We start from the raw sequence: 19,020 nt of genomic DNA on the forward strand, positions 1-19,020 counted from the left end.
GCTGCGCGTGGATTCCATTCTTCGCGAAAAGCCGGCGGCCGGGGGCTACAAGGTGCCGTAACTGTGCAGTCCGCTCAGGAACATGTTCACGCCCAGGAAGGCAAAGGTGGTGACCGCCAGGCCGGCCAGCGCCCACCAGGCCGCCACCGTGCCGCGCAACCCCTTGACCAGCCGCATGTGTAGCCAGGCGGCGTAGTTGAGCCAGACGATCAGCGCCCAGGTTTCCTTCGGGTCCCAGCTCCAGTAGCCGCCCCACGCGTCGGCCGCCCACAGGGCGCCCAGTACGGTGGCAATGGTGAAGAAGGCAAAGCCGACAGTGATCGACTTGTACATCACGTCGTCGAGCACCTCGTTGGCGGGCAGCCTTGCCGCAATGCGCTTGCGCCCGAGCAGAATGCCCGCCGCAATGAGTGCGGAGATGCCCGCATAGATCACCCAGTAGCTGCCGCCGGCCTCTTGCACGCGCTGGCGGAATGCCACCGGCACAAAGCACAGCGCCACGCCCAAAAGCCAGATCGGCGTGAGCTTGTACCAACGGGTTTCGCCCGCCTGCTCCTTCACCAGATAGGCGAAGGCCACCATGGCCGCGAGTGCGAAGGTGCCGTAGCCGATGAAGTTGGCCGGCACGTGCAGCTTCATCCACCAGCTTTGCAGCGCGGGCACCAGCGGCTGGATCTCGTGGGCGTTGCGCACCAGCGTGTACCAGAGCAGGAAGCCCACCGCCGCACTCACCACCAGCATGACGAACGCACCGAGCGCGCGGGTGCCGTAGCGCGCTTCGAAGTACAGGTAGAACGCCGCGGTGAGCCAGCAGAACAGCACGAACACTTCGTACAGGTTGCTGACCGGGATGTGCCCGATGTCCGGCCCGATCAGGTGGCTTTCGTACCAGCGCACCATGGTGCCAATCAGCGCCATGGCAATGGCGGCCCATGTGAGGCGGGAGCCGATCAGCTCGAAGGCGTCGCCCTGCTTGCCGCCGAAGAAACCGAGCCAGTAGAACAGCGTGCTCATGAAGAACAGCACGCTCATCCAGAGAATGGCCGACTGGCTCGACAGGAAATACTTGAGCCAGAACACCGTGTCGGCACGCGCCAGGTCGCCCTGGTAAGAGCCGATGGCAAGCAGCGAAGCCGCCGCCACCACAATGGCGAGCACCCGCAGCGGACGCCAAAACCAGCCGATGGCAATGACGGAAACCATTGCGGCGACGAGGATGGGCTTCTCGTAGGAATCCATAGCGCCCGCATACCGCACAAAGGCAAAAAGCCCGCCGGCAAGCACCAGTGCCGCGAACACCCAGTCGAACAGGTTGCGGCGCGAAAACCAGCTTTCGTTGAGCGTGAGGGTGGTGGTGTTCATGGCGACGCCGGTCCTTCGTTTTTCAAGGCAAGCAGCTTGTGCTTGAGGTGCTCGAACTCGCGATCGCTGTCAATCGTCTTGCGATTGACCGAGAAGGCCATCGTGGCAGCCGTGGTTTTGTTGTCTCCTGCGCTTGCGTCGGCGGGTGCCAGCCACACCCAGAGCCGGCGTTCGCGCACGTACAGCATGGCAAAAATCCCGACGATCAGCAACAGGCAGCCCAGATAGACCACGTTCTTGCCGGGCGCTCGCGCCACCTGGAAGACGCTGGCCTGCACCTGAGTGAAGTCGGTCATCATCATCGCGACGGGTGCCGGATAGAAATGCGCGTCGCTGATGGCCAGCACCGCCTGCGTGAGAAAGGCCTGCGACTTGTCGTCGCGCGGCAAGGCCGCGAGCCCCGCGCTTTCGCGGCTGAGGTTGAGCAGCTCGAACAGCACGTCGTTCAGGATGCGCACCAGCACCGCGCCGGCACGTTCGCGCTCGGGCTCGGGCACATTGGCTTCCATGAATTCCGCAATGGCCTGCCAGCCGCCCTGCGTGCTGGCGTCGGCCTTCGCGCGCTCGCTGCCGGCAAAGAGCGCGAGTGCACGCGCAGCCGAAACGCTGAGTTGCTCGGCCATTTCAGGCCGCTTCGGATCGACGGCCTTGGCGATGTAGCGCTCGACGGCACGCGCGCGGGTGTCGGCGTCGGCCAGCGAAGCGCGCATGCGCACGAAGCTGTCCATGCTGCCCTGCTCGTCGGCCGGCACGCGAAGGTAGCGGAACGGCTCTTCGGGCTTTTCGCGCATGCCGAGCAGGAACACCGGCTGGCCGTCGCCGGTGTCGACCGGCACCATGTAGTTCTGGTATTCGCGCGCCTGGCCCGCGGCATCGCGAAGCTTGTAGCCGATGCTCGGGCCGATGTTGCGCAGCACCTTCGGCTTGGTGGTCTTGTTGGCGGCGCCCAGGCGCGATTCGATGTCGTGGCGCAGGTCGACCTTGCGCACGTCGGCGCCGCTGCCCATGGCGCCCCCATCGGCAAAATTCTCGACGTTGATCACGCGCAGCGCAGCGTATTCGAGCGTGAGCTTTTCCTTGCCGTTGGTAATTTCGGTGCTCGGCCCGCCGATGACGCCATCGACCTCGAAGGGTTTGGCGGCGGCCGCCATCGGCACTGCCTTGAGCTTTACCTTGGAGCCGCCGTCGTCGAAGCTCGACTGGTAGATTTCCACGCCCTTGTAGCTGGCCGGATGATTGACCTCGATGCGCGCGGGCACCTGGGCACCGGTTTCGCGGTCGTGCAGCACCACCTCGCTTGCAAACAGCTTGGGCATGCCGGTCGAGTAATAGTCGACGATGAACTTCTTGAGCTCGATCGAGAACGGCAGCTCCTGCAGCAGCACGCCGTCCGACTGCTGCAGGATGGCCACGCTGCCCTGCCCACCTTCGGGCACCAGGATGTTGCCGCGGAAGGTCGGGTTGCGGGGCGACAGCCGGTGCTGCGGCGGCACGTCGGCAATCATGCCGCCGCCGGTGAACACGCTCTTGCCGTTGAACCAGGTCTGGGCGCGCACCACCAGGTCCCCGTCGAGCAGACCGCCGATGCACACCAGCACGATCGCGCTGTGTGCGGCGATGTAGCCCAGCTTGTGCGCGCCGCCCGCACGGGCCGCGACCATCCAGCCCGCGCCAGACTGGCCTTCCACCGCCTCGCGCTGCTGCAGCTTGACCTTCCAGCCGCCGCTCACCAGCAGTTGGCCGATGCGGTTGGCCGCCGCGGCGGGCTCCTCGGCAAGCTGGTTTTCGGCGCGCTGGCCGAAGGCCTTGAGGCTCTGCGCGCGGATGTTTTCCTTGAAGGTCTTCAGGTCCACAAAAATGCGCGGCGTGTTGCGCGCAATGCAGAGCGACGTGCTGATCACCAGGAACAGCAAGATCAGCAGGAACCACCAGGCGCTGTAGACGGAATCGAGCTTGGCCGTGCGAAACAGCTCGGCCCAGAACGGACCGAACTGGTTGATGTAGTTGTTGATCGGCTCGTGCTGCTTGAGCACGGTGCCGATGATCGATGCGATGCAGATGACCGTGAGCAGCGCAATCGCAAACCGCATCGACGAGAACAGCTCCACCGCAGCGCGAAGCACTTGCGGGCCGCGATGGACGCGAAGGCCGTGGGTGGAGACAGACATCGGTGGGCGAGGAGGAAAGGAACAGGAAAAAAGCAAAGGGCGGGCCATCCAGCTGGATCGGCCCGCCCTCTGTTTGGGTTTTTTATCGGCGGTTAGTTCACGCTGAAGGGCGTGGCGTCAGCGCAGGCCGGCAATGTAGTCTGCAACGGCCTTGATTTCGCGGTCGTTCAGCTTTGCAGCCACGCCCGTCATGGGGGCGCTGTTCTGGCGCACGTTGTCCCGGAAGGCAACAAGCTGTGCCACCGTGTAGTCGGCGTGTTGGCCGCCCAGGCGCGGGTACTGCGCGGGCATGCCGGCGCCGTTGGGGCTGTGGCAGCCGGCGCAGGCTGGGATCTGGCGGTCGGCAATGCCGCCGCGGTAGATCTTTTCGCCCAGTGCCACGGTGTCCTTCTCCTTGGAGAAGCCGGTCTTGATCTTCTTGGAGCCCACGAACCATGCGATGTTGCGCATGTCTTCGTCGGACAGCTTCGCGGCCAGGGGCTGCATGATGGGGCTCTTGCGCTTGCCGGACTTGAAGTCCTGCAGCTGCTTGAGGATGTATTCGGGATGCTGCTGCGCCAGCTTGGGGTTGGCCGCAATGGCCGAGTTGCCGTCTGCGTTGTGGCAGGAGGCGCAAGCTTGGGCAGCGGAATTGAACACCGCGTCGCCCTTGGCGGGATCGGGCTTGGCCGGCTTGGCCGCGGCGGGTGCAGCCGTTGCGGCGGCTGGCGCGTCAGCCGCAAGGCTCGCGCTGGCTGCGACGCCCATGAGGGCTGCAAGCAGAAAATTGGCAAACAACTTCATATCGGGGGCTCGATTTATTGGCGCAAAACCCCGCGATTCTACAATGGCGGCCCGTTCCGAAAGCTCATTGATGACTACCCCGTCGCGCAAGCACGCTGCTCCCCCTTCCCGCGCGACCCCTGCCGTGGACCCCATCGTCGCCGAGCGCGAGCGCATTGCGCTCGGCTGGCTGCACACCGCCCACTTCCTGACCAGCGCCCCGCAGCTCGAGCATTTGCCTCCGCTCGATCTGCCCGAAATCGCCTTCGTCGGCCGCTCGAATGCGGGCAAGTCGACCGCCATCAACACGCTCACCCAGCAAACGCGCCTGGCCTTCGCATCCAAGACGCCGGGCCGCACGCAGCACATCAACCTGTTCGGCGTCGGCAAGCAGAAAGCCGACGATGCCGTGCTGGCCGACCTGCCGGGCTACGGCTACGCAGCGGTTCCCAAGGAAGCCAAGCTGCGCTGGCAGCGGGTCATGGGCAACTATCTGATGACGCGCGAAAACCTGCGCGGCGTGGTGCTGATGTGCGACCCGCGCCAGGGCCTCACCGAGCTCGACGAAATCCTGCTCGACGTGATCCGCCCGCGCGTGGAGCAAGGCCTCAAGTTCCTCGTGCTCCTGACCAAGTCCGACAAGCTCACCCGCAGCGAGGGCGCCAAGGTGCTGTCCATTACGCGACTGCAGGCCGGCGGCGGCGAAGTCAAACTGTTCTCCGCCCTCAAGAAGCAGGGGGTGGGAGAAGCCGCAGAGCTGCTGTGGCGCTGGGCGCATCCGCCCGGGGAAGCGCCGGCGGAAGCCGAGCAGCCCCCGGTGCCGGAAGACACCTAGGGAAACCTGGCTCGCTGCCGTTCCATCTGCATGGTCCACTATGAAAACAATAGCAACGAAAGTTGAAGGAGACAAAGCATGATCGAGACGTTCCAGCGCAGCCTGCCCAACGGAACCACGCTGAGCTGCCGCGCAACCGGCACGCCCGGCCGCCCGCTGATGGTGTTCTTGCACGGCTTCCCGGAGGCCGCATTCATCTGGGACGAGCTGCTCGAGTACTTCGCCCAGCCTGAACATGGCGGCTACCGCTGCCTCGCACCCAATCTCCGCGGTTTCGAGAAGTCGAGCGCCCCCGCCGAAGTGGCCGCGTACAAGGCCCACCTGCTGATCCAGGATATCCAGCAATTGGCGGCCACCGAAAGCGCCGACGGCACCATGGCCGCGCTGGTTGCGCACGACTGGGGCGGGGCTTTCGGCTGGGGTTATGCCAATGCCTTTCCGGAGCAGGTTGGCCGGCTGGTCATCATCAACTCGCCGCACCCCGGCACCTTCACGCGCGAGTTGCGCAACAACCCGGCGCAGCAGCAAGCCAGCGCCTACATGAACTTCCTGGCCAGGCCCGATGCCGAGGCGCTGCTCTCGGCCGACGACTTCAAGCGCATGTGGCCCTTCTTCACCTTGATGAAAGCCGGCCCCGATGGCTTCGGGTGGCTCACCGAAGAGGTGAAGCAGCAGTACCGCGAGGTGTGGAATGCCGGCCTCACCGGCGCCTGCAATCTCTATCGCGTCACGCCGATGAAGCCGCCGCTGTCGGGCCAGAGCATCGACGGCATTCCGGTGCTGCCGCGCGAACGGCTCACGGTGAACGTGCCGACCTTCGTTTTCTGGGCACTCGACGACGCGGCGCTGTTGCCGGGCCTGCTCGACGGCCTGGAGGAATACGTGCCCAGGCTCGAGGTCAAGAAGGTGCCCAACGCCACCCACTGGATCGTGCACGAGCAGCCGCAGCTCGTGGCGCGCGAGATCGAAGCCTTCCTCAAGAGAAACTGAAGAAGCCGCGTCGCTTCTTCTTCAATAGATCGACGGAGCGCCCTCAGGCCGCGTCTTGAAGCGGCGATGCACCCAGTAGTACTGGGACGGCATCTTGTCGATGTAGCCCTGCAGCCGCTCGTTCATGAGCGCGGTGTCGGCCTCGACGTCGTCGGTCGGAAAGTTCTGCCACGCCGGCAGCACCTCGATCTCGTAGCCGCCCGGCGTGAGCTTGGAGACGATGGGCACCACCTTGGCCTTGCCCAGCCGCGCGAAGCGCGAGAGCGAGGGCACGGTGGCGGCCTGCACGCCGTAGAACGGCACGAAGATCGTCTGGTCACGGCCGAAGTCCATGTCGGGCAGCAGGTACAGCAGGCCACCCTTGCGCAAGCCGCCGAGCACCGGCTTGATGCCGTCGACCCGGTTGAGCGCCGCCACGTTGCCGAAGCGTGTGCGGCCTTCGCGAATCCATTCATCGACCATCGGATCGCGCTGGGTCGTGTAGATGGTGGCCGAGGGCCGCGGCGTGTGCATGGTCAATGCCGTGGCCGCGGCATCGAGCCCGTAGAAATGCGGCGCGAACAGGATCATCGGCTCGTCGCCGTTGGCGATTTCGTCGATCTCCTGCGGGGCGCCCACCACCTTGAGCCGGCTGGCCACCACTTTTTCGGGCGCATGCCACAGCCAACTGCGGTCGAGCCACGACTGCGCCACATACACAAAGGTCTCGCGCGCCATGCGGCGGCGTTCGGCTTCGGATTTGCCGGGAAAGCACACGGCCAGGTTGGTGTCGACCACGCGCCGGCGCGGCACCGCGACGGTGTGGAGCACGCGGCCCAGCAGCGCGCCGAAGCCGCGCACCAGCGGAAGGGGCAGCGGCGCAATCGCGCGCATGAAACCGATGCCGAGTCGGGAGCCGAGACTCATTGCGCCTGCTCCCCATTGGCGGCGGTCGCCACGACTGTCTCGCCGCGCGGCTCCTTGTAGCGGGCGTAGTCCCACACGTATTGGCCGGGCAGGCTGTGGATCAAGCGGCCGATGGCGTCGTTCATTGCAGCTGCGGCGTCTTCGATGGACGCCTTGGAATCGGTGAGCGCAGTGCCCACGATGGGTTCGAAGCGAATCACGTAGCCCGCACCGCGCGGCAGCCTTTCGCACACGCTCAGGAAACAGGCGGCGCCGGTCTGCTGCGCGAGGCGCGGCAGCAGCGTCATGGTGTAGGCCGGCCGGCCGAGGAAAGGTGCCCATACGCCCTGCCCCGCTGGTGGCACCTGGTCGGGCAGGATGCCGGTGTAGCCGCCGCTGCGCAGCGTGCGGATGAGGCCGCGCACGCCGGTGTTGTTGGTCGGCAGCGTCTGCAGGCCGGGCCGGTCGCGCGAGCCCGCGGCAATCAGCTCGGCCATCCATTTCTTGCGCGCGGGGCGAAACAGCGCCGTGATGGGGCCGAAGGCCTCGAGGAAGCGCTCCCCGATGGCCTGGCCGCACATCTCCCAGCTGCCCAGATGCGGCGCCACCAGGATCACGCCCTTCTTCGCCTGCATGGCGGCCTCGAAGGCCTCGACGCCTTCCCAGCGCACCACGCGCCGCAACACGCTTTCGCCCTGCGGGCGCAGCCAGAGCCAGGGCAGCTCGGCGGCCATCTGGCCGGCAGCGGCAATGGCGGGGCGGTACTGGTCGGGCGTGAAGCCCGCGTTTTCGGCATTGGCCTTGAAACGGCGGCGGTAATCGGGCGCACACCACCAGACCATCCAGCCAAGCAGCGCGCCCAGCCGATGCATCAGCGGCATCGGTATGCGGGCAAGCAGGCGGAACAGGGTGACCATGGGCTGACAACAGGGAGTGAATACCAGGACGCGCGCGCACGATTTGGCGCGGCTCGAATAGAATGCAAATTGTCGCCGAGTTACGGAACAACTTGCAGGGCGACAAACACAAGCGCAAGAGCGATTGTGCCCCGCCGATTTCTCGGCATCTGCTAAAGCGTTCGCCAGGGCTCCGCAGAGTTGGCAACGCGCCAAGTCACTTCAAGGAGCTTTGAACAAAATGGCGAACGACTTCCTCTTCACTTCCGAATCCGTTTCCGAAGGCCACCCCGACAAGGTCGCCGACCAGATCTCGGATGCCATCCTGGACGCGATCTTCGAGCAGGACCCCCGCAGCCGCGTGGCCGCCGAAACGCTGACCAACACCGGCCTGGTGGTGCTCGCGGGCGAAATCACCACCAACGCGCACGTCGACTACATCCAGGTGGCGCGCGACACCATCAAGCGCATCGGCTACGACAACACCGACTACGGCATCGACTACAAGGGCTGCGCGGTGATGGTCTGCTACGACAAGCAGTCCAACGACATTGCCCAGGGCGTGGACCACGCCAGCGACGACCACCTGAACACCGGCGCCGGCGACCAAGGCCTGATGTTCGGCTACGCCTGCGACGAAACGCCAGAGCTGATGCCCGCACCCATCTACTACGCGCACCGCCTCGTCGAGCGCCAGGCCCAGCTGCGCAAGGACGGGCGCCTGCCCTTCCTGCGCCCCGACGCCAAGAGCCAGGTGACCATGCGCTATGTGGACGGCAAGCCGCACAGCATCGACACCGTGGTGCTCTCCACCCAGCACAGCCCCGACCAGAGCGAAACGCCCACCAAGATGAAGGCTTCGTTCAACGAAGCCATCATCGAAGAGATCATCAAGCCCGTGCTGCCGAAGGAATGGCTGCAGAACACGCGCTACCTGATCAACCCGACCGGGCGCTTCGTCATCGGCGGCCCGCAGGGCGACTGCGGCCTTACCGGCCGCAAGATCATCGTCGACACCTACGGCGGCGCCTGCCCGCACGGCGGCGGCGCGTTCTCTGGCAAAGACCCGTCCAAGGTCGACCGCTCGGCCGCCTACGCCGCGCGCTACGTGGCCAAGAACATCGTGGCGGCCGGCCTGGCGCGCCAGTGCCAGATCCAGGTGGCCTACGCCATCGGCGTGGCGCAGCCGATGAACATCACGGTCTACACCGAAGGCACCGGCGTGATTCCCGACGACAAGATCGCCGAACTCGTGCGCGAGTTCTTCGACCTGCGTCCGAAGGGCATCATCCAGATGCTCGACCTGCTGCGCCCGATCTACCAAAAGACCGCGGCCTACGGCCACTTCGGCCGCGAAGAGCCCGAGTTCACCTGGGAAGCCACCACCCAAGCCGCTGCGCTGCGCGCCGCGGCCGGCCTCAAGTAAAGACCACAGGGCGGCGGGTCAGAAGCGGTAAGCGCCGCTCAGGCCCACCGTCCAGTTGCGGCCCGGCGCGGGCTCGTAATAGCGGGCATTGCCCTCATTGACGATGACCGACCCCACGTAGCGGCGGTCGAACAGGTTGTCGACCCGCGCAAAGGCGTTGAACTCCCAACGCTCCCATTTCTTCAGATAGCCGGCGTAGAGCGCCGCGACCGCATAGCCCGGCGCGCTGGCGCTGTTGGCGTCGTTCGCCTGCATGCGGCCGAGCGCGCGCATCTCGGCGCCGGCACGCCAGCCTTCGGGCGGCACCCAGCCGAGCGATGCAAAGAGCGATTGCCGCGCAATGCCCGGAATGCGGTTGCCCGCCGCCACGGTGTTGGATGCCGCACAGGGCGACGGCGAGCAGAAGGCATCGCGGTAGCGCGCGTCGAGCCAGGTGTAGGCAAGCTGCGTGCGCCAGTGGTTGGCCATTTCATGCTGCCAGGCCAGCTCGAAGCCGTTGCGCCGCGTGCGGCCCGCGTTCTGGAAGGTGGCACGGCCGCCGCTGTTGGTGTCGGTCACGATCTCGTCGCGCGTGCGGGTCTGGAAAAGCGCGGCCGTCAGCAGCCCTCCGCCCAGCCTTGCCTTGGCGCCGAACTCGACGCTGTCGTTCACCGCGGGCCGCAACGCGAAGTTGAGCCCGCTGGCGCCGCCCGCCCGATACGAGAGCTCGTTGAGCGTCGGCGTCTCGAAGCCGCGGCCGATGGAGCCGTAGAGCGCCAGGTCCGGCGTTGCCTGGTAGCGCAGCGAGGCGACCGGGAGCGTCTTGCTGTAGCGCGCACTGCCGCTGTCGTCGCGGTTGGTGCCCACGATGTAGCGGTCCTGCGAATCGAAGTGCACGCTGCTTCGGCGCACGCCGGCCTCCAGGGTCCACCGCTCCGCCAGGCGCCAGGTGGCTTGCGCATAGGGGTCGAGGTTCCAGACCTCGTTGCGCTCGCTGCGCCGCAAACGGCCCTGCACGCCCAGCACGCCCAGCACGCCCAGCACGCCCAGCACGGGCGAGGCCACTCGGCCGAGGTAGTTCTCGTAGCCGCGGCGCTGCTCGCGCAGGCTGTCGTAGCCAAGGCCCACGGCAAGATCGAGCGGCCGGTCGGCCATCTGCAGTTCGGCAGTCCAGCGCAGGTCGACCCCGCCGTACTGGCGCGACAGATCGATCACGCCGCCCGCATGCAGCGGATTCTGTTGAGGGCCGAGCGGAATCGACTGGTATTGCATGGTCTTGCGCTCGCCGCCGTACACCATGAGCCGCAGCGACTGCGAGGCACCCACGCGCCGCTCGTAGAGCAGGCCGGCCTGGGTCTGCTCTACCGTCTTTCGGGTGTCGAACTGCGTGGCCAGCGCCGCACTGCGTGGCGCCAGCGCGTACTGGTCCGCCGTGAGGCCCAGCGGGTCTTGCGCGCTGATGCGCACGCTGTTGAGCACCAGCGTGAGCTTGTCGCCGTTGTCCAGGGCAATGCCGAGCTTGCCGTTGGCGATATCGCGCAGCGCCGCGCTGTGCTCGCGCCAGCCGTCGGTCTGAAAGCGGCTGGCGTTCAGCAGGTAATCGATTGCGCCTTGCGACCCGCTGGCCTGCAGCGACTGCCGCCAGGTGCCGAAGCTCCCGCCGGCCGCCGAGTACGAAAGGCGCGGCGCGCCCTCGCCCGACGCGGTGAAGGCTTGCAGCACGCCGCCCGAAGAGTTGCCGTAGAGCGCCGAGAACGGTCCTCGCAGGATCTCGACGCGATCGAGCGAGCCGATGTCGATGTTGGAAGTCTGGCCCTGGCCATCGGGTAGCGTGGCGGGAATGCCGTCGACATACAACCGGACGCCCCGCACGCCGAAGGTGGAACGCGCGCCGAAGCCGCGGATCGACAGCTGCAGGTCTTGCGCATAGTTCATGCGGTTTTGCACCTGCAGGCCCGGAACACCGCCCAGGCTTTCCGACAAGTTGACCTGCAGCCGGTTGTCGCGCATCTCGGCGCCATCGACGCGATCGACCGAGCCCGGCACGTTGAAGGGAGCGACCTCGCCGCGCGGGGTGGACACCGTCACTTCGGGCAAGCGGCCGCGGTCGGTTTCGGGCGGCGGTGCTTGCTGCGCCTGTACCGCAAGCGGGATTCCCAGCAGCAACAGGCGAACGGCAGCGGCGGTGGCGGCGAGTGCGGGCTTCATCATCGCGCCGATTCTGCTTCGGCGCGCGGCGCCGCACGTACTAGCAACAACCCGGGCGAGGCCGACGCAGCCAGCCCAGGTCTTCAGATCAGGTCCTGCGCCAGCCGTACCAGGCGCACACAACGACGGGAATGCCCAGTGCGAACCAGGCCAGCACGTCGCCCAAGCCGCCGTCGCTGAACAGCGCGGAAATCAGGCCGATGGACGTCAGCACGCCCAGCACAATCGGCCAGCCCCACATGCGCCGGAAGGCGTGCCGGGGTTTCATGCCTGCACCTTCATGGCAGGGGTCGGGTCGGGCTGCTGCCCTCCGTGCTGCGGCGCTCGCCCGGCACCGCCGGCCGGTACCGGCGCGGCCGGTGCCGGCACGGTGTTGCCGCGCTTGAGCCACAGGTAGAGCCCGCTGCCCAGCACGATGATGGTGGCGATGTCGAGAAGCGCCCAGATGATCTGCATCGGCATACCCGCGTAATCGCCGAAGTGCAGCGGCTGCGACACGAGCAGCGCCGTCAGGTACCAAGGCATCTCGGGCGAGGCGGTCACCTGCGTGGTCTTCGCATCGACCAGTACCGGCTTCAGCAGCTTCGAGGTGAAGGGCTCATTGCCGCGCAGAAAGAAGGTGGTGTGGTGCGGGCTCGAGAACGAAGTGCCCGGGAACGCGATGAAGGACAGCTTCATGTCGGGCGCCTGCTTCAGCGCGACTTCCATCGAGCGCTGCACCGATCCGCGCTCGGCTGCGGGCACAGTCGGCTCGTTTTTGTAAGGCGCAAGCAGCGTGCTGAGCTGGTCGTACTGCCAGTATTTGATGATCAGGTCGGCCCAGGTGTTGATCATGCCGGTGGAGCCCACCACGAACAGCCAGACCAGCGTGACGATGCCCAGCAGGTTGTGCAGGTCAAGCCACTTGAGGCGTGGCCGCTTCTCGCGCCGCACCGTGCCGAAGTCGAGCTTGCGCATGAACGGCGCATAGAGCACCACCCCGGAAACGATGGCCACGAGCAGCAGCAAGCCCATGAAGCCCAGGAACAGCTTGCCCGCAAGCCCTGCAAACAGGTCGACGTGCAGCTTGAACATCACGTACATGAAGCCCTCGTCGAACTTGGGCTGCGCCAGCACGACGCCGGTGCGCGCATCGATGGCGACCGACTTGAAGTCTTCGGTGGGTTCAGGCGTGGGCGTGAGCGTGACGAGCCAGAGGCCGTCGTCGTCCTCGGGCTGCGAGACGAACTGCACCACGCGGTCGGGGTGCTTGGCGCGCGCCGTCTCGAGCACGCGGTCCAGGCTCACGCGCGGCGTGTCCGCGGGCATCTTGGGCGCTTCGACCTCGGTGCCCAGAAGATGGCCGATCTCGTGATGAAAGATCAGCGGCAGGCCCGTGATGCACAGCAGCAGCATGAACACGGTGCACACAAGGCTGCTCCACTTGTGTACCCAGGCCCAGGTCTTGATCTTTCGGCTGTTCATCATGTCGTCACTGCTCCCATCGAAAGAGAATTATCAAAAGCGGTAGGTTGCGCTTGCCACCACGCTGCGGCGTGCGCCGTACCAGCAGTCACCGCGCGAAAGGCAGGTGCTGAAGTAAACCTTGTCCGTCAGGTTGTTGATGTTGAGCGCATAGCGCCAGTTGGCATTTTCGTAGGCAAAGACGGCATCGAGCAACGTCACGCCCGGCACCCGCGGACCCACGCCGGACTGCAGGTCGCGGAACGAGCTCATCATGCGCACGCCCGCGCCGGCCGAGAACCCGCTGAGCCCGCCGACCGAGAAGCGGTACTTGGCCCAGACGCTCGCCTGGTGCTTGGGCAGGCCCTCGATCAATTCGTCCGCATCGGTGTAGTTGTAGTGCGCGATCAGGTCGAGGTTCGAGCCGATCGAGCCCTTGGCTTCGAGTTCGAGGCCCTGGGTCTTGGTCTTGCCCACCTGCGTGTACACGTTGGGCGACGGCGAAGTGATCTGGTTCTTCTCGCGCAGGTCGTACACCGCCGCACTGAATGCAAGTGCGCGGTCCTTCGGCTCGTACTTCACGCCGGCTTCCCACTGCTCACCGCGCAGGGGCGAGAAGATCTGCCCGTTGCGCGGCGACTGCGGCGTGAACGATTCGCTGTAGCTCAGGTACGGAGACCAGCCCGAAGGCATGGCGTACATCACGCCGAAACGCTTGGTGGTTGCGCTGCTCTTCTCGGCGTCGCTGCCCTCTGCGCTCGAAACAGCCTTGTCGTGGCGAAGGCCCGCCACGAAGATCCAGTTGTCGAGCTTCATCTGGTCCTGCAGGTAGAAGCCGTTCTGGCGCTGGCGGGTGCGCGGCCGCGCATCGCGAATGGGCATGTCGACGTGGCCATACACAGGCGCATAGGCGTCGATGGTGTCGTACGTGGTGCCGCCCCAGACGTTTTCGCGCTGGCGCGCGAAGTCCGCGCCCACGAGCAGCGTGTGCTTGAGCGCGCCGGTCTGGAAATGTCCTTCGACGTGGTTGTCGAGCGTCTGCGTGCGGTTGCGCGTCAGGTAGCTGTCGTAGTAGCGGCCCAGCACGCGCCTGAAGATCGGGTCCGTCGCGTCCCAGCTCTCGGCACCGCTGAATGCAGCGCCGTAGTGGTAGCGGTTGTCGTTTTCGTTTTGCGCATAGCGGAAGTTCTGCCGCAGGGTCCAGTTCTCGTTGAACTTGTGCTCGAACTGCCAGCCGAAGGTCTTGCGCTCGCTGTCGTAGTAGTCGAAGCCCGGCTCGCCGATGAAGCGGCTGGTGGGAATGCGTCCGTTCGGGTTCGGCAGCAACGTGCCCGCCCACGGGAAGAATTGCGAGCTGCTGCCGCTCTTGTCCTTTTGGTACAGGCCTTGCAGCGTGAGCGAGGTTGCCGCACTGGGCCGCCACGTCAACGACGGCGCAATGACGCTACGGTCGTCGGGCACGTAGTCGACCTGCGTGTCCGACTTGCGCTGCAATGCAATCAACCGGTAAGACAGCGAGCCATCGGCATTCAGCGGACCGGTCAGGTCGGCCTGGATCTGCTTGCGGCCGAAGCTGCCGAACTGCACGCCCACTTCGCGCTGCGCCTCTTGCAGCGGCCGCTTGCTCACCATGTTGACCACGCCCGCGGCGGTGCCGGCGCCGAACAGCATGCCCGACGGGCCGCGCAGCACTTCGAGCCGCTCCAGCGTGTAGGGCTCGGTGCGCGTGGTGCTGGTGTAGTAGCCGTAGGCCTGGCGCAGGCCGTCGAGATAAATGTCGGGCGACGCGCCCCGAATGCGCACGGAGTCGGTCCGCGAGTCGAGGCCGTAGGCATCGGAGCGCACGCCGGCCGCGTAGTTGAGCGCGTCCTGGAGATTGCCTGCGCCCTGGTCCACCATCTGGTCGCGCGTGACCACGGTCACGGACTGGGGCGTTTCGGAAAGGGGCGTGTCGGTCTTGGTGGCGGTGGCGGCGTTTCTCGCGCGATAGCCGATCACCGGCGAAGTCGCGGTTTCGGCCTCTGCGTTTGCATCCACCCTGATTTCCGGCAACGCGCCGGGCGCCGGGGCCTGGGCCAAAACCTGCTGATGCACATAAATTGCCATGCATCCTGCCAGCACCGATGCGACCTTGCGCCCCGCCATCAACCTCGTCATTCCTGCTCCACTCCGAAACATTATTAAGAACGATTCGTATTCTAATAGTTATAAAGTCTCATTTGTTTCAATTTCCCGAGAGCAGCGAGGGGCGTTACGCCACGGACGGCCGGCGTGGTGGCAGCCAAAGCGGCTACGATCCCGCCCGCACTTCCTGTGCGACGGCCGGTCTCATGCTCAAGCTCATTGCACTCTCGTTTTCCGCGCTGCGCGGTCCGGCTCTGTGGCTGATCGGCTCCGGACTCGCGCTCGTTCTGGCGGGCTGTGCCGGTCTTCCCCCTCGCGCACCCGAGCCGCCAACGCTGTCGATCGCGGCCTCTCCAAGCACCACGCTAGGCCGGGCTGCTGCAGAACTGAGCGCAGCGCAGCAGGACGGACTTTCCAGCATCCGCCCGCTGGTCGAGGCCTCTTTTGCACTGGACGCCCGGTTCGAGCTGATGCGGCGGGCGCAGGCCTCGCTGGACGTGCAAACCTACCAGCTCGGCAACGACAAAACCGGCCGCCTGCTGTTGCGCGAACTGCGCGATGCCGCACGACGCGGCGTTCGGGTGCGCTTGCTGCTCGACGACTTCTATACGGCCGGCATGGACCGCCTGCTGCTCGGCCTTGCCGCGGAGCCCAATGCCGAGGTCCGCCTGTTCAACCCGTTCGTGAACGCCCGAGACCACTCGGCCACGCGGTGGATCGAGTTCTTTGGCGACTTTCGCCGGCTCAACCACCGCATGCATAACAAGCTCTTCGTGGCCGACGGCGCCATGGCGATTGCCGGCGGCCGCAACCTGGCCGACGAGTATTTCCTGCGCAGCGAGGGCGCCAACTTCATCGATTTCGAGCTGATCATGGCCGGGCCCGTGGTTCCGGAGGCGGCGCGCATCTTCGACACCTACTGGAACAGCGACGTGGTCTACCCGCTCCAGCGGATTGCCGGCGCCACCGACAGCCCGGAGGCGCCGAAAGCGGAGTTCGAAACCGCGACCTCGCCCATCCATGCGCCGCCGCTCTCCCCTCTTGCCGGCACCGACCTGCTGGGCGACGCGCCGCTCGGCGCGCAGCTTGCCGACATCGGCCGGGTGAAGTGGATGCGCGCCGAGGCCCATGCCGCGGCCGACAGCCCCAACAAGGCGCTGGGCACTCTTGCATCGCCGGCCGAATCGCTTGCGGCGCGGTTCCATGAAATGACCGCGGGCGCGCGCTCGGACGTGGTGGTGATCTCGCCCTATTTCATTCCGGGCGAGGACGGCATGGCGCGCATCCGGGAAGGCCGGGCGCGCGGCGTGCGCATGAGCGTCATCACCAATTCGCTGGCCGACAGCGACGAGCCGCTGGTGAACATCAACTACAACCGCTACCGCGTCGACATGCTGAAGCTGGGCGTGAACCTGTACGAGGTCAGCACCCAGCAGCTCAAGCGCAACCGCCAGTTCCGCACGCTGCTCAAGAAGGCGCGCGGGCGCCTTCACGCCAAGCTGGCCCTCGTCGACCGGGAATGGGTGTTGCTCGGTTCGATGAATCTCGACCCGCGCTCGGCGCGGCTGAACACAGAGTTCGGCGTTCGCGTGCGCAGCTTCGAGTTGAGCCAGGCGTTGCTGTACGCCTATCAGCTGGACGACATCGAAGGCGTCTACCGCGTGGTGCTCATGCCCGACGGCAAGAACGTGCAGTGGATCGGCACCGGAGACGTGGACAACGAGGTGCTCGACAGCGAGCCGGATTCCAGCCTGCTCACGCGCCTGCAACTGCTGCTGTTCTCCTGGTTTGTGCCGACAGACCAGCTGTAGCGCGCCGCGGCAAAGGGCCGCCATCGGCGGCACCTACAATGGAGAATGAGATTTGTTCCCAACAACTCCGCTCAAACGCACTACAGAATTCTCAATGGGATTCCGCACCCGATCGTCTTGCGTCATTGGCCTTGCATTTGAGTCGCCATCCGAAGCTCGACTTTGTCAGGGTTCGCGCCGCTGAACATTTCCGCGTCGCCTTCGGAAGCCGGTCCTTCCTGCTTTTGAGCCTGGATCGATTGCTCCAGCGCCTCGAAGATGAAATCGACGAAGGTCCTGATCTTTCGCGTATTGCGCCGCGCGGGCAGGTACATCAGATTCAATTCTTTGTGCATCAATTCGAGCGAAGGAAGCACCGAAACCAGAGCGCCGCTCCGGATCGCGCCTTCGGCACAAAGAAGGGGGATCAATGCAATGCCGCCGCCCGAGCAGGCAATTCTCTGCAGCAATTCGGGATCGTTGGCGCGAAACACGCCCGCGGCCTTGACGATGTATTCCTGATGCCGACCGGGGATGACCATTTCCATGGCCTGCCGTTCCGGCCCGCTGGTCAAAAAAGAATGCCCCGCGAGATCGTCCACCGAATTGATTGCAGGATGGCGACCTAGATACGAAGGCGCAGCGCACAAGACGCGGCCCAGCTTTTTGATGCGCCTGGCGACGAATTCTTCGCAGCCTTCTCGCCCTGCCCGGATCATCACGTCGGCATCTTCGCGAAACAGATCCACCCGGTCAGAGCTTATGTTGACGGTGAGCTTGAGCTGAGGATGCGCAGCCATGAAGCCCGCCAAGTGGGAACAGAGCAGTTCGCGCCCGACATAACCGGGAACCGAAATGCGCAGCCTTCCGGTCAGCGTTTCGTTGGTGTCGGAAAGCTGCGCCAGAGCCTGGTCCACCGCCTCAAGCACCTCTTTGGCGGTGGGCAGGAAAATGCGTCCTTCGCCGGTGAGCCCGAAGTGTCCTGCGCCCCGATGCAACAGCGCATGGCCGACCAAAACCTCCAGCCTCTTGAGTTGCCGGGACGCGGACGCCTTCGGCACCCCCAACGCGTCAGCTGCCTGCGTCAATCCTCCCATCTCGACGGCTTTAACAAAGAGCCGTACATCCGACATCAATAGATCCATGATTTCCGAAGCCAAGCGGAGCTCTTGCCCATTCCAGCTTCTCTTTCTGGGCCGGGTGCGTTAACTCGATAAAAAACACGCTGCGAATGAAAACAGCGGGAATACGGGTGCCAGATTTACTTTCGACGCCGAAACACTTCGATTGCTGACGATTAACTCCAAACCTCTTCGTCCCGCTCCGGCAATATGCGGCATGCATATTCCCCGTGAGTCGCAAAGCTCCGTCTTCATACTTGATAGACCGATCGGCATGGATCTAACTTCGGCCAAATTTGGTCGAAGTTCGTTCTCCCTATACCACCGCGCACTCAAATGGTGCCGATCACCAATGAAAAGTTATGTAAATCTTAAATGGGTTGTCTGACAACCTCTGGGAATTTTTCACATTTACATGAGATAGGGTTTTCCCGATGGGAAAAGTGTTGCTGGACAGTCACACGGTTTAATTGACCCGCGCCAAGCTACAGCCCTACGACCAGCTGCCTCAATCTCGGAAACCGAGAACTCGAAAGTTCGAGCTCGCATCAGGCAGCCGTTGTCAGCAACAGTGCCGGCGCTGCGCCCCTGCCCTTGAAACTCCCCCGATTGCCCTTATGATTAGCACTCGCTGCTGATGAGTGCTAACAAGCCTCGCTTCCAGTCGATGGGCCGCCGGTCTCCCCCGCTCGGCGCCCGACCACAACCCCGTTTCTTATCCAGGAGATGCAATGAAACTTCGTCCTTTGGCCGATCGCGTGATCGTCAAGCGTGTTGACAGCGAAACCAAGACCGCCTCCGGCATCGTCATTCCCGACGCAGCCGCCGAAAAGCCCGATCAGGGTGAAGTCCTGGCCGTGGGCCCGGGCAAGCGCACCGACAAGGGCGACCTGACCGCACTGACCGTCAAGGTCGGCGACCGCGTCCTTTTCGGCAAGTACAGCGGCCAGACCGTCAAGGTCGATGGCGACGAACTGCTGGTCATGAAGGAAGACGACCTGTTCGCGGTCGTCGAGAAGTAATCCATCCAT

15 protein-coding genes are annotated in these 19,020 nt (G+C 65.0%); 5 read left to right on the forward strand and 10 right to left on the reverse strand.

Annotated features, from left to right (window positions below; all coding sequences use genetic code 11):
- Positions 1 to 45: 45 nt before the first annotated feature.
- From ccsB to V9L21_RS00555, 3 genes are all read right to left on the reverse strand, one after another.
- On the reverse strand, positions 46 to 1,362 hold the full coding sequence (gene ccsB, locus V9L21_RS00545; protein ID WP_337308277.1) for a c-type cytochrome biogenesis protein CcsB: 1,317 nt from the start codon (positions 1,360 to 1,362) through the stop codon (positions 46 to 48).
- On the reverse strand, positions 1,359 to 3,530 hold the full coding sequence (locus V9L21_RS00550; RefSeq protein ID WP_337308278.1) for a cytochrome c biogenesis protein ResB: 2,172 nt from the start codon (positions 3,528 to 3,530) through the stop codon (positions 1,359 to 1,361). The genes ccsB and V9L21_RS00550 overlap by 4 nt, the downstream gene beginning before the upstream one ends.
- Positions 3,531 to 3,647: 117 nt before the next feature.
- Positions 3,648 to 4,313 carry a c-type cytochrome gene (locus tag V9L21_RS00555; RefSeq protein ID WP_337308279.1) on the reverse strand — a complete coding sequence of 222 codons (666 nt, stop codon included), beginning with the start codon at positions 4,311 to 4,313 and terminating at the stop codon, positions 3,648 to 3,650.
- Between the two features lie 70 nt (positions 4,314 to 4,383).
- Here V9L21_RS00555 and yihA point away from each other — a divergent pair, with 70 nt between their 5' ends.
- Both yihA and V9L21_RS00565 read left to right on the forward strand, forming a co-directional pair.
- On the forward strand, positions 4,384 to 5,127 hold the full coding sequence (gene yihA, locus V9L21_RS00560; protein WP_337308280.1) for a ribosome biogenesis GTP-binding protein YihA/YsxC: 744 nt from the start codon (positions 4,384 to 4,386) through the stop codon (positions 5,125 to 5,127).
- A gap of 78 nt (positions 5,128 to 5,205) precedes the next feature.
- Positions 5,206 to 6,117, forward strand: a complete 912-nt coding sequence (locus V9L21_RS00565) for an alpha/beta fold hydrolase (RefSeq protein WP_337308281.1) — start codon at positions 5,206 to 5,208, stop codon at positions 6,115 to 6,117.
- Between the two features lie 21 nt (positions 6,118 to 6,138).
- Here the strand turns inward: V9L21_RS00565 and V9L21_RS00570 are convergent, their stop codons facing one another.
- Together V9L21_RS00570 and V9L21_RS00575 are read right to left on the reverse strand one after the other, a co-directional pair.
- On the reverse strand, positions 6,139 to 7,023 hold the full coding sequence (locus V9L21_RS00570) for an LpxL/LpxP family acyltransferase (RefSeq protein WP_258504381.1): 885 nt from the start codon (positions 7,021 to 7,023) through the stop codon (positions 6,139 to 6,141).
- Positions 7,020 to 7,919 carry a lysophospholipid acyltransferase family protein gene (locus tag V9L21_RS00575; RefSeq protein WP_337308282.1) on the reverse strand — a complete coding sequence of 300 codons (900 nt, stop codon included), beginning with the start codon at positions 7,917 to 7,919 and terminating at the stop codon, positions 7,020 to 7,022. The genes V9L21_RS00570 and V9L21_RS00575 overlap by 4 nt, the downstream gene beginning before the upstream one ends.
- A gap of 220 nt (positions 7,920 to 8,139) precedes the next feature.
- Here V9L21_RS00575 and metK point away from each other — a divergent pair, with 220 nt between their 5' ends.
- Positions 8,140 to 9,324: a methionine adenosyltransferase gene (gene metK, locus V9L21_RS00580; protein WP_126745502.1), complete on the forward strand. Its 1,185-nt coding sequence runs from the start codon at positions 8,140 to 8,142 to the stop codon at positions 9,322 to 9,324.
- Between the two features lie 18 nt (positions 9,325 to 9,342).
- On the opposite strand, the gene V9L21_RS00585 is transcribed toward metK, so the two are convergent.
- From V9L21_RS00585 to V9L21_RS00600, 4 genes are all read right to left on the reverse strand, one after another.
- The gene (locus V9L21_RS00585) at positions 9,343 to 11,511 is read right to left on the reverse strand and encodes a TonB-dependent receptor (RefSeq protein ID WP_337308834.1); all 2,169 of its coding nucleotides are present in this window, start codon (positions 11,509 to 11,511) and stop codon (positions 9,343 to 9,345) included.
- Positions 11,512 to 11,599: 88 nt separating this feature from the next.
- Complete coding sequence (locus tag V9L21_RS00590) at positions 11,600 to 11,779, reverse strand: hypothetical protein (RefSeq protein WP_337308283.1); 180 nt, start codon at positions 11,777 to 11,779, stop codon at positions 11,600 to 11,602.
- The gene (locus V9L21_RS00595) at positions 11,776 to 12,975 is read right to left on the reverse strand and encodes a PepSY-associated TM helix domain-containing protein (protein ID WP_337308836.1); all 1,200 of its coding nucleotides are present in this window, start codon (positions 12,973 to 12,975) and stop codon (positions 11,776 to 11,778) included. The genes V9L21_RS00590 and V9L21_RS00595 overlap by 4 nt, the downstream gene beginning before the upstream one ends.
- A gap of 33 nt (positions 12,976 to 13,008) precedes the next feature.
- The gene (locus tag V9L21_RS00600) at positions 13,009 to 15,111 is read right to left on the reverse strand and encodes a TonB-dependent siderophore receptor (RefSeq protein ID WP_337308284.1); all 2,103 of its coding nucleotides are present in this window, start codon (positions 15,109 to 15,111) and stop codon (positions 13,009 to 13,011) included.
- Positions 15,112 to 15,284: 173 nt separating this feature from the next.
- On the opposite strand from V9L21_RS00600, the gene V9L21_RS00605 reads away from it, so the two are divergent.
- The gene (locus tag V9L21_RS00605; RefSeq protein WP_337308285.1) at positions 15,285 to 16,889 is read left to right on the forward strand and encodes a phospholipase D family protein; all 1,605 of its coding nucleotides are present in this window, start codon (positions 15,285 to 15,287) and stop codon (positions 16,887 to 16,889) included.
- A 122-nt stretch (positions 16,890 to 17,011) separates the two neighbouring features.
- On the opposite strand, the gene V9L21_RS00610 is transcribed toward V9L21_RS00605, so the two are convergent.
- Positions 17,012 to 18,028, reverse strand: a complete 1,017-nt coding sequence (locus tag V9L21_RS00610) for a LysR family transcriptional regulator (RefSeq protein ID WP_337308286.1) — start codon at positions 18,026 to 18,028, stop codon at positions 17,012 to 17,014.
- A 692-nt stretch (positions 18,029 to 18,720) separates the two neighbouring features.
- On the opposite strand from V9L21_RS00610, the gene V9L21_RS00615 reads away from it, so the two are divergent.
- Positions 18,721 to 19,011, forward strand: a complete 291-nt coding sequence (locus V9L21_RS00615) for a co-chaperone GroES (RefSeq protein ID WP_018907465.1) — start codon at positions 18,721 to 18,723, stop codon at positions 19,009 to 19,011.
- Positions 19,012 to 19,020: the final 9 nt, after the last annotated feature.

Origin of the sequence: Variovorax sp. CCNWLW235 (assembly GCF_037204085.1) — a bacterium.
Taxonomy (GTDB): Bacteria; Pseudomonadota; Gammaproteobacteria; order Burkholderiales; family Burkholderiaceae_C; genus Variovorax.

What these genes read in the sequence shown, in the direction of transcription:
- ccsB (WP_337308277.1), bottom strand. Translation starts at nt 1,362, where the DNA reads ATGAACACCACCACCCTCACGCTCAACGAAAGCTGGTTTTCGCGCCGC.
- V9L21_RS00550 (WP_337308278.1), bottom strand. Translation starts at nt 3,530, where the DNA reads ATGTCTGTCTCCACCCACGGCCTTCGCGTCCATCGCGGCCCGCAAGTG.
- V9L21_RS00555 (WP_337308279.1), bottom strand. Translation starts at nt 4,313, where the DNA reads ATGAAGTTGTTTGCCAATTTTCTGCTTGCAGCCCTCATGGGCGTCGCA.
- yihA (WP_337308280.1), top strand. Translation starts at nt 4,384, where the DNA reads ATGACTACCCCGTCGCGCAAGCACGCTGCTCCCCCTTCCCGCGCGACC.
- V9L21_RS00565 (WP_337308281.1), top strand. Translation starts at nt 5,206, where the DNA reads ATGATCGAGACGTTCCAGCGCAGCCTGCCCAACGGAACCACGCTGAGC.
- V9L21_RS00570 (WP_258504381.1), bottom strand. Translation starts at nt 7,023, where the DNA reads ATGAGTCTCGGCTCCCGACTCGGCATCGGTTTCATGCGCGCGATTGCG.
- V9L21_RS00575 (WP_337308282.1), bottom strand. Translation starts at nt 7,919, where the DNA reads ATGGTCACCCTGTTCCGCCTGCTTGCCCGCATACCGATGCCGCTGATG.
- metK (WP_126745502.1), top strand. Translation starts at nt 8,140, where the DNA reads ATGGCGAACGACTTCCTCTTCACTTCCGAATCCGTTTCCGAAGGCCAC.
- V9L21_RS00585 (WP_337308834.1), bottom strand. Translation starts at nt 11,511, where the DNA reads ATGAAGCCCGCACTCGCCGCCACCGCCGCTGCCGTTCGCCTGTTGCTG.
- V9L21_RS00590 (WP_337308283.1), bottom strand. Translation starts at nt 11,779, where the DNA reads ATGAAACCCCGGCACGCCTTCCGGCGCATGTGGGGCTGGCCGATTGTG.
- V9L21_RS00595 (WP_337308836.1), bottom strand. Translation starts at nt 12,975, where the DNA reads ATGAACAGCCGAAAGATCAAGACCTGGGCCTGGGTACACAAGTGGAGC.
- V9L21_RS00600 (WP_337308284.1), bottom strand. Translation starts at nt 15,111, where the DNA reads ATGACGAGGTTGATGGCGGGGCGCAAGGTCGCATCGGTGCTGGCAGGA.
- V9L21_RS00605 (WP_337308285.1), top strand. Translation starts at nt 15,285, where the DNA reads ATGCTCAAGCTCATTGCACTCTCGTTTTCCGCGCTGCGCGGTCCGGCT.
- V9L21_RS00615 (WP_018907465.1), top strand. Translation starts at nt 18,721, where the DNA reads ATGAAACTTCGTCCTTTGGCCGATCGCGTGATCGTCAAGCGTGTTGAC.